Annotated in this window: 11 protein-coding genes; 7 read left to right on the plus strand and 4 right to left on the minus strand. The window is 31.6% G+C overall.

Features of this window, described 5'->3' with window-relative positions:
* Window positions 1-123 precede the first annotated feature (123 nt).
* The 3 genes from IDG60_RS18265 to czrA form a co-directional block, all read right to left on the minus strand.
* Window positions 124-1,215 carry a lytic regulatory protein gene (locus IDG60_RS18265; RefSeq protein WP_000495671.1) on the minus strand — a complete coding sequence of 364 codons (1,092 nt, stop codon included), beginning with the start codon at window positions 1,213-1,215 and terminating at the stop codon, window positions 124-126.
* Between the two features lie 265 nt (window positions 1,216-1,480).
* On the minus strand, window positions 1,481-2,458 hold the full coding sequence (gene czrB / locus IDG60_RS18270) for a cation diffusion facilitator family transporter (RefSeq protein ID WP_206161036.1): 978 nt from the start codon (window positions 2,456-2,458) through the stop codon (window positions 1,481-1,483).
* A gap of 1 nt (window position 2,459) precedes the next feature.
* The gene (gene czrA, locus IDG60_RS18275; protein ID WP_000003759.1) at window positions 2,460-2,780 is read right to left on the minus strand and encodes a Zn(II)-responsive metalloregulatory transcriptional repressor CzrA; all 321 of its coding nucleotides are present in this window, start codon (window positions 2,778-2,780) and stop codon (window positions 2,460-2,462) included.
* Between the two features lie 151 nt (window positions 2,781-2,931).
* Here czrA and IDG60_RS18280 point away from each other — a divergent pair, with 151 nt between their 5' ends.
* The 6 genes from IDG60_RS18280 (at window position 2,932) to IDG60_RS18305 (ending at window position 8,790) form a co-directional block, all read left to right on the plus strand.
* On the plus strand, window positions 2,932-3,597 hold the full coding sequence (locus tag IDG60_RS18280; RefSeq protein WP_001024095.1) for an SDR family oxidoreductase: 666 nt from the start codon (window positions 2,932-2,934) through the stop codon (window positions 3,595-3,597).
* Window positions 3,598-4,032: 435 nt separating this feature from the next.
* Window positions 4,033-4,971, plus strand: coding sequence for a type I phosphomannose isomerase catalytic subunit (locus IDG60_RS18285; protein ID WP_001127960.1), 939 nt, complete (start codon window positions 4,033-4,035; stop codon window positions 4,969-4,971).
* A 30-nt stretch (window positions 4,972-5,001) separates the two neighbouring features.
* Window positions 5,002-5,232: a hypothetical protein gene (locus tag IDG60_RS18290; RefSeq protein ID WP_000808817.1), complete on the plus strand. Its 231-nt coding sequence runs from the start codon at window positions 5,002-5,004 to the stop codon at window positions 5,230-5,232.
* Window positions 5,233-5,903: 671 nt separating this feature from the next.
* On the plus strand, window positions 5,904-7,277 hold the full coding sequence (locus IDG60_RS18295) for an EVE domain-containing protein (protein WP_000123398.1): 1,374 nt from the start codon (window positions 5,904-5,906) through the stop codon (window positions 7,275-7,277).
* Window positions 7,278-7,733: 456 nt separating this feature from the next.
* The gene (locus tag IDG60_RS18300; RefSeq protein WP_001123303.1) at window positions 7,734-8,147 is read left to right on the plus strand and encodes a thiol-disulfide oxidoreductase DCC family protein; all 414 of its coding nucleotides are present in this window, start codon (window positions 7,734-7,736) and stop codon (window positions 8,145-8,147) included.
* 199 nt (window positions 8,148-8,346) lie between these two features.
* Entirely contained in the window at window positions 8,347-8,790 is a 444-nt protein-coding gene (locus tag IDG60_RS18305; RefSeq protein WP_000070866.1) for a Dps family protein, read from the plus strand.
* Between the two features lie 120 nt (window positions 8,791-8,910).
* On the opposite strand, the gene deoD is transcribed toward IDG60_RS18305, so the two are convergent.
* Window positions 8,911-9,621 (minus strand): purine-nucleoside phosphorylase, encoded by a 711-nt coding sequence (deoD, locus tag IDG60_RS18310; protein WP_000160304.1) that lies wholly within the window; start codon window positions 9,619-9,621, stop codon window positions 8,911-8,913.
* 314 nt (window positions 9,622-9,935) lie between these two features.
* Between deoD and deoC the strand changes: the two genes are divergently transcribed.
* On the plus strand, window positions 9,936-10,302 hold a 367-nt coding region (gene deoC, locus IDG60_RS18315; RefSeq protein WP_077477372.1), incomplete at its 3' end, for a deoxyribose-phosphate aldolase.

Genomic DNA, 10,302 nt, shown 5'->3' on the forward strand with positions numbered 1-10,302 from the left:
AGATAATTCACTTAGTTATTTTAGAAAGAAGCCCCTAACAACTAAAGTTGAAAAGTAGGAGCGCCTGCGCTAAGCGCATGCATAAGAGCCCCTAACAACTAAAGTTGTAAGGGGCTCTAAAATTTATTTTGGTTGATTGTCTTCTGGTTTATCTGAAGTCATTGTTTTTGTTGTATTATCATTTAATGAATCTTGTGCTTTTTCTGTTTTTGTTTCAACAGATGTTGTCACTTTATCATTTTCTACTTTTGTATTTTTTGGTTCAGTGACAACTTTTTTATTCTTGTCAGCTGTTTTTACTTTATCTTTAGTAATTTTTTGACCACGTTTTAAGTAATATTGAACGATACCCATTAAAATGATTGCATGAATAACAACGAATAAAATAATTGTCATTACTGTATAAACTCTTATGATATTTTCTGCAACACTTTGAGAGAGTGATTGCGTATTAAATGAAATCAAGTAACCAACAGGTGTTTTAAATAAAATAATAATTAAGTTTAATAATAGTATTCCAATGAAAAATTTGAAAAATGTTTTTTGACCATTTTTCATTGCTTTAAATCCATTAGCTAAGTGTGTTTTTACTTTATCGTTAGTTGATTCAACGAAACTAGTCATAAAGTTGAAAATAGGTATTAACAATAACCAAGTAATAATTGCTTTAATCAATAAAACAACAATGATTATGATGCTTTGAGTTGTAATAGCAATACCAATCAGGTGTGTACTATCTGCATATGATGATTGTACTGAATTCATAATCATTTCTGATACTGGAGAAAATAATTTGTATAGTAATGATGTCAGAAGTGAAAGAACGATAATCATTGCTATAGATACAAGACCGATCAGAACGCTCTTTAAATAATTACCTTTTTTAAATGCAATAAATAAATCGGTAAATTTTACTTTTTCATGACTCATTGCTCGTTTCATAACATTTGTAATTCCGATAAAAATTTGAACTAAAACAAACAGTGAAACTACAGCTGCTATAAGTAATACAGCGATAACTTTTAAATATGCATCTACTGGTGGTTTTTGCCCAAATTGTGAATAAATTGCAATAGTTTGTGCATACTTAGCAAGCTGGAAATTAGCAAGTAAATATACAACTGCAATTACAGCAAATGCTATAAGTGCATATATCAATGTTATTAATAATTGTGGTTTAGCATTTTTAAATGCTGATTTAAAGTAAGTAAACAAAGTGGTGCCTCCTTTTCTTCATATAAATACAATAACAAAAAACACGTTATTTTCATATTAATATCTAATAAAAATTAATTAAAGTGACTAAAGTTAGAGAATTATAATAGTAAATTGTCAAAAATATGACTAATGTAAGAAATAATAGTTGAAAATTTGTTAATAAACATTGCATCATCAAAGACCAAACAAGTCGCCATAAAGACATAAAAAACCTACTGCCATTGAAAAGTTTAATCGATGCAATGGCAGTAGGTTAAAATTATTAATGTGCATGCGCGTGATGATGAGCATGATGGTTATGTGAATGACTATGTGTTCCTGAACATATAATCGATTCATCATGTTTGTGATTAGGCGTTTCTAATTGAATAGTCATATGGTGAATATTTAAATGTAATAAATCATGCTCAATGTTTTCTAATAATAATTCACATTCTTTCATTGTCAATGTATGGTCTACAACAACATGACAACTCAATGCATTCATATCATTTGAAATTGTCCAAACATGGCAATCATGCACACTTTGTATTCGTGAATCCTTTTTAATAGTAGTTATAACTTCATCTATATCAACATCACTTGGTGTGCCTTCCATTAAAATGTTAATAGAAGATTTTGTGATACCCCAAGCACTTTTTAAAATAATAACGGAAACTAAAATACTTGCGATAGGATCGGCGATTGTCCATCCAAATGCCCAAATTAAAATAGCTGCAGTAATGGCGCCAACTGAACCTAATAAGTCTCCGATAACATGTAGAAAAGCACCACGCATATTTAAATTGTGTGAAGTGTCGCCGCCTTTAAACATAAAGAATGCAACAACGATATTGACAATTAAACCGATAATACTAATGATTAACATTTCTTTTGATTGAACTTCAGAAGGAACAAAGAAACGTTTAATCGCTTCAAAAACAATCAAAATACTTATTACAAAAAGCGTTACACCGTTAAATAACGCTGCGAGTACTTCGAAACGTTTATAACCAAATGTTTTTGTAGTTGTGGCATTCTTTTCAGCATAAATAAATGCGACAAGTGCAACACCTAATGAGAATGTGTCGCTAAACATATGGATACCGTCAGATAGTAATGCCAAGCTGTTAGCAAGGAGACCGCCGATGATTTCGATAAACATATATAGACCGATTATTAAAAACGATATAAACAATACTTTCTTATTATTTGTAGTTACATGACTATGCATATGGTCATGATGATGTGAATGAGACATATTATAACCCACTTTCTTTAGGATGATTCGCGTGATGTATGGCTTGCTTTAACATAGTTGCTACGTGGATGTCATCTAATGAATAAATCATTGATTGGCCTTGTCGTTTTGCTTTCACAAGATGCACACTTTTAAGTAATTTTAATTGGTGCGAGACATTTGATTGAGATAAATTCAATTGATGTGAAATGTGACCAACACTTGCTTCACTGACTGATAACAATTCCATGATACGTATTCGATTGTAATCGCCTAATGCCTTGAAAATTTCAGTTACGCGTTCTAATGTATCTGTATTTATTTCTGAATATTGTTCTGACATTATATGACAATCCTTTCATATGAATATTTGTTCATATATTAATTTAATACGTTCCCAGTAGTATGTCAATTGATTTTTATAGTTGTAACAAGTTTTACATATCTCATAAAGTGGTATGGCATAGAGAATAATAAATAGGAGAGTGTTGTAAATGAATATTTTGGTTATAGGTGCTAATGGCGGTGTAGGTTCGTTACTAGTGCAACAATTAGCAAAAGAAAATGTACCATTTACTGCTGGTGTTAGGCAATCAGATCAACTTAATGCGTTAAAATCACAAGGTATGAAAGCAATTCTTGTTGATGTTGAAAATGATTCAATAGAGACTTTAACTGAGACGTTTAAACCATTCGATAAAGTTATCTTTTCAGTAGGTTCTGGAGGGAACACGGGTGCAGATAAAACAATTATTGTCGATTTAGATGGTGCTGTTAAATCAATGATTGCGAGTAAAGAGGCTAATATTAAACACTATGTCATGGTTTCAACATATGATTCGAGACGTCAGGCTTTTGATGATAGCGGTGATTTAAAGCCATATACAATAGCTAAACATTACGCTGATGACTATTTAAGACGTTCAGGTTTGAATTATACAATTTTACATCCAGGGGCACTTACAAATGCAGCAGGATCTGGAAAGATAGAAGCTGCACAATATTTTGATGGTAAAGGTGAAATTCCTAGAGAAGATGTTGCGACAGTATTAAAAGAAATTGTCACATCCAATCATTTTAATCACCAAGAGTTTCAAATTATTAGTGGTGAGCAGGACATTAAAGATGCTTTAACTCAATTTGAAATTGAAAAGGATTAATAAGGATAGTAAATATGATTTGAAGCGGGTTACGTTTTCGTAACTCGTTATTTTTTTGAAAATGATGAATTATAAGTATGAATAAGTACGTATTGTCTATGCATTTTACAAAGAATTTGAACAATGTATGGCACAACTATTAAAGTTGTTTATTAATTGGTATAATGGGCGAGTAAATTTAAAGGGAAATGTGTACAAATGTAAGAGAGAGATAATCTCTATGCTATTAATTTTTAAAAATGTTAAAGTACTGTAAATTTAAGTGAAGCGCTTTAATTGGCAGTACTGCAATGTTAGTAAATATGGTACAATCACTAATAGTTAATTTGAAATGTGGAAGTTTATAATACGATGTAAATGAGAACAAAATCAAAATATAATGGAACAACAACATCAGAGTTCTATTGCTTACTTAATCACAATGGAGGTGCAACAATGCCATTATTTTTACAACCAATTTTAAAAACAAAATTATGGGGCGGTCAACGTCTAAGTGAGTTTGGATATCAATTAGACAATGATACAACTGGGGAATGTTGGTGTGTGTCAGCACATCCAAATGGTACGAGCGAGATTATTAATGGACCATATCAAGGTCAAACATTAGACCGTATTTGGTCAGAACATCGTGAATTGTTTGGTGATTTCCCAAGCAAAGATTTTCCGCTTCTAACTAAAATAGTGGATGCAAGAGAATCACTTTCTATTCATGTGCACCCTGATAATTCTTATGCTTATGAGCATGAAAACGGGCAATATGGCAAATCTGAATGTTGGTATATTATAGATGCAGAAGAAGATGCAGAAATAGTTATAGGGACATTAGCAGAGTCTAGAGAAGAAGTTGCGAATCATGTTCAACACGGAACGATAGAGTCGATACTTAGATATATTAAAGTAAAACCTGGAGAATTCTATTTTATTCCAGCAGGAACAGTACATACTATTTCTTCAGGAATATTAGCATACGAAACGATGCAATCGTCAGACATTACATATAGACTTTATGATTTCAATCGTCAAGATAATCAATATAATGATAGACCGTTAAATATTGAAAAAGCTTTAGACGTTATTCAGTACAATGCACCATTACCTAATATTTTGCCTGAAAGTGAAATTATTGAAAACCATAAGTGTACACACATTGTATCGAATGATTTCTTTACATTGGTTAAATGGGAAATTTCTGGCACGTTAAATTATATGAAGCCTAGAGAGTTCTGTTTAGTTACAGTGTTGGAAGGTGAAGGACAAATGATTGTCGATGGTGAAATTTTCAAACTGACTACTGGTACAAACTTTATTTTGACTTCTGAAGATTTGGATAGTGTCTTTGAAGGCGATTTCACATTGATGATTAGCTATGTGTAATAGTGTAATAACAATTTAGGAGTGAATGATTTGAAGCAATTTCTATATATTGCGTTAGTATGTGGTGTGATAGCAGGTCTTGGTGCTTTCTTACATATACCGCAGTATCCGAGCATGACAATTCCACGTATAGTAGCTATTTTAGGAATTATCAGTGCTATGTTGACTTTTAAAGACAAGCAAATCAGCGCCTCATTAAAGTTTAGCGCATTGTTAATTAATGTGCTGCCATTATGCGGTACCTTTGTAGCTTCAAATTAATTGTCGATAGCGCGTTTGAATAAAGTACAGTGCATTAACAGAAGAAATATGATCGTGTTAATGACATTGATGAAAATAAAGCACATCAACATAACCTCTCACTTGCATAGTAGTGAGGGGGTTTTTGTTGGTTTATATAAAATGAAGTAATTAATATTTAATGAAAATTAAGACATGATAAAATTCTAACGGCAGTATAGATATTTAAAAATGTGTATCAATGGCGCTATAGAGATAAGCAAGCATAGTGGTATCATATATAAATTTGTAATTTTTATTGCATAGTGTATGCAAGCATGTTTTTTATATGCAAAATAGGTAGCTAAATATGTTAAACTGTTTGTAACAATTTTTATCATTAAGACAGATATAATAAATAAAATATAGAAAACTGATTAAAAGGTATACAGTTGCTCGTATGTGTGTCCAACTGTATTTAGAGTCGCACTTGTTGTAAAGCAAAATAGTTCGACTTACTTAGAAGTGAAAACGATAAGGGTCTGGGACGTAAATTAATGTCCTGGGCGCTACAATGTTATAGGAAATGCGATTAAAATCGCAGTGAACAAAGGGTATACAGTTGTTCGCATACGCGTCCAACTGCATAAGAAACACTAAAAGAATGTAATTCATAGTGTTTCTAAAATTTATTCAGGTTAAGGAGTATTAAGATGACAGCAGAAACGAATTATTTTTGGTTGAATTGTGGATATAACCGTTGGAATCATAATGAACCGTTAGTAGGACAAACAGCTTTATTTGAATCAGGCGCACATTTTAACCCATCTCAAGGATTTAGAGCGTTTAAAAAGGCTAAAGTAGGAGATCAAGTCATCTTTTATCAAGTTCAGACGGATACTGGACTACTTGGATGTGGTGAAATTATTAGTGTTGAAACAGGTGCACAAAATAAAATACGTGTACAGTTTCGTTTTAATGAACAATTGAAACCATTAACAGCAGATTATTTAAAGCGTAGTGAAGCTTTGGAATTTCGTATGAGTAATATGAAAGAGACATTGTTCAATCAAATCACTGCAGAAGAGTTTGATTTAATAAGTGGTCTTGGTAAAGGCGAAATTAAGATACCGCGTTATTTCTTTTTAGCTGAAACTGAAGAATTTGAACCTGGAAACCAATATACGATTTATACGCACACGTACAACGGTATTAAACGTAATGGTTATCATTTTTATACTCAGTTAGAAGAAGGCGACAATATTATTTTTTATAATCGAACGAAAAATCAATCTGTCGTTGGAATTGGAGAAGTTTCAAAGCATATTCATGAAAAACCACCAATTCCTGGTAGAACAAATAGTACAGTGATTGAAGTGTCTTATGAGAAAGACATTACGCCGATTACATTAAGTACATTAAATAAGCATCCTAAATTGAAAAATTTATATTTCCTTCAAGAAAATGCAAAACAGGCTATTGCAAGTATGTCACAAGCACAGTATGATGCAATTATTGAAATGAGCGATAATAATGGATTGAAATCTCCATTTGAAATGGTTAAAAAACCAGATATGCTTGAAAGTGAAAAAGAAGAAGCGTTAAAGCCATTTATTTTACTTGTTGTAGATCGAAAAGAAGAGGGCTTAAAAGCGGCTAATGACTTATTGCAAAAAGCGAATGCAAATCCTGTTATAACAACAGGTCATCCTGATTTTTCAGAAGATATGCTTTATGGCAAGTATTTACCAAATGAAACAGGGGCATTATACTATCGTGAAGGGTTTATTACTCAATTAATGCCTAAAAAGGATAAAAGTTATTTAGTTATTGATAATTTTAATCGTATAGATACAGACATTTTCCAAACGTATATTAATGTGTTAGAAGGCTATGAAGTAACATTACCACGTTATAATAAAGACGGTAATATGATTAAATGGTCACGACAAAAAGATTCTTTCTATTATTTCAATCCTAATTGGCATATTGTAGGTATTACATATGACAGTTTAGAGGAAATTAAGGAGAAATATTCAGAGCAGTTTTTAAAATACACACGTATAGTCAAAGTCAAACATGACTAATGATATATGGTAGTTTTTGAAAAGAAGTAAGGATAGGATTAAAAATTGCATAATTGCATATTTGAATAACCGCATAAAGAAAAATGACGGGTAATCAACCATAAGAGCTAATTAAGAGCTTATGATAGATTGCTCGTTTTTATTTTAATAAATAATAAAGACAGTATATGAATATAAATGAATTTATGTTACTGAATTAAAACTTTATATGAGTTTTCCAGTCGTATGTTGAATAAGACGAATGACCAAACGCTAAGTTAATAATAAGAAATAAGATTACACTGTAGATTGAGAAATTTAAAGTAAATAAAAAATACATTATACAATAAATATAAAACTGAAAAATAAATTTTATGGCAATTTCGTGTCGCGAGGACTTATCAAGTGACAACCTTGTTTAAATGTTTTTAAATTAGGAAAAATGACTATAAGTACTATTAAAGGAGCGAATAAATTATGCCAATCGTATATTATGATGGAAACTGTATATATTGTTATAACTATGTCATTTGGTTAATTCAACATGACCTACCAAGAAATTATCAATTTGCCACGTTAAAAGGTGAAGTTGGACAACAATTTTTTAAACAACATCCAGAAGCGGCAAATAAAAATAGTGTGATTTTACAGAAAGGTGATCGTATATATTTTGAATCGCAGGCGATTATTAAACTAATCACAGCACTACCTAATCGAACTAAATTATTGGGCGTAGGTTTATGGCTTGTACCTAAACCAGTCCGTAATTTCGGTTATCGAATGTTTGCTAATAATAGAAATAGAATGTGGAAAACAACATGGCACCAACCAAATGATTATGAAAAATCGTTCTTTTTAGATGATAATGCGAAAGTAAAACTTACTGATTGATAAAACATACTTGCTAATTGATAATGGATATACTAGATGATGAATTAAAATTTAGACATTTAAAAAGCGGAACACCTTACATTTAGATTAAAATAATTATAAAAAAGAGAGTAAAAACACTTTACAGATTAGAATCATTATAATATAATAATTAATATAAACAAGCAAGACGTAGACAATTTTAAGGAGTGTATTAAATATGAGTAATCAACAAGATGTTGTAAAAGAATTGAATCAACAAGTAGCAAACTGGACAGTAGCTTACACAAAGCTACATAATTTCCACTGGTATGTGAAAGGACCTAACTTCTTCTCATTACACGTTAAATTTGAAGAATTATATAATGAAGCAAGCCAATATGTAGACGAATTAGCTGAAAGAATTTTAGCGGTAGGAGGAAACCCTGTAGGTACATTAACTGAATGCTTAGAGCAATCAATTGTTAAAGAAGCTGCGAAAGGTTACTCTGCAGAACAAATGGTTGAAGAATTATCACAAGACTTCACAAATATCTCAAAACAATTAGAAAACGCAATCGAAATTGCTGGTAATGCTGGCGATGATGTATCAGAAGATATGTTTATAGGTATGCAAACATCAGTAGATAAACATAATTGGATGTTTAAATCTTACTTAAGCTAATCTACAGATAAGTAATAATATAAATAAAAGCCAACACATAAATGGGGATACGCCCAGAATGTGTTGGCTTTTTGAGTTTAATCGCATTGTTAAAGAGCAATTAAAGTCAATTTAAATAAGTTACTCTGCGATTTCTAAAGCGATTTCCATCATTTGTGTAAATGAATTTTGACGTTCTTCAGGTGTAGTAGCTTCGTCACGTAAAATATGATCACTTACTGTGAAAATACCAAGTGCTTTTTTACCAGCATGAATCGCATTTAAATATAAACCAGCTGATTCCATTTCGATACCTAAAATACCCATTTTTTTCCAAGCATCATTGAATGTTGGATCGGCATTGTAAAATGTATCAGAAGATAATACGTTACCTACGTGTGTAGTAGCACCGATTTGGTCAGCGACATTTTTAGCTTTAGTTACTAACTCGAAGTCAGCGATAGGCGCGAAATGACCTGGAATATTGTATTGATCTACATAATTTGAATTAGTTGATGCAGCTTGTGCAATAATAACATCGTATAAGTTAACATTTTCTTGTAATGCGCCACAAGAACCGATACGAATGATTGTATCTACATCAAAGAAGTTGTATAACTCATATGAGTAAATACCAATACTTGGAATACCCATACCAGAACCCATTACAGAAACTTCTTTACCTTTATATGTACCAGTGTAACCAAACATGTTACGTACATCGTTAAATTGTTCAACATTTTCTAAAAAATTATCAGCAATATATTTTGCGCGTAGCGGATCGCCAGGCATTAATACTGTTTTAGCAATTTTTACTCCATTTGGTTGAATATGTGGTGTACCTTTTGTCATTTGTTATCTTCTCCTTAATATTCATTAATAATTTTAAGATAACATTTGTTTCCCTTTTTTGCGAATTTTTGTACTATAGAATTAAAGAATTATAAAAATATAATCCTGATTAGCTTGTTGTCAAGTCATCGTTCATAATGAAGATATCACGTTCAATTGTATTGTTTGTTTATGGGAAATGAATTAATGTAATAGTATATGTATGCGGTTACATAAAAAGCGAACATCTAACCTGATATTTAAATGAACCTGACGCTCAATCAACTAATTTACAACCGTATTTTTATAATCAACCATAAAGGAGGAGATAGAAAATGCATAGTGCAAAATTGATTGATCACACTTTATTGAAGCCTGAGTCAACACGTACGCAAATCGATCAAATCATCGATGAAGCGAAAGCATACCATTTTAAATCTGTATGTGTGAATCCAACGCATGTTAAATATGCAGCAGAGCGACTAGCTGATTCAGAGGTGTTAGTTTGTACGGTAATAGGATTCCCATTAGGTGCATCGACAACTGCGACGAAAGCATTTGAAACAGAAGATGCGATTCAAAATGGTGCAGATGAAATTGACATGGTCATCAACATCGGCGCATTAAAAGATGGACGTTTTGATGATGTACAACAAGACATTGAAGCAGTGGTTAAAGCTGCGAAAGGTCACACAGTAAAAG

Source organism: Staphylococcus sp. EG-SA-2, assembly GCF_017152085.1.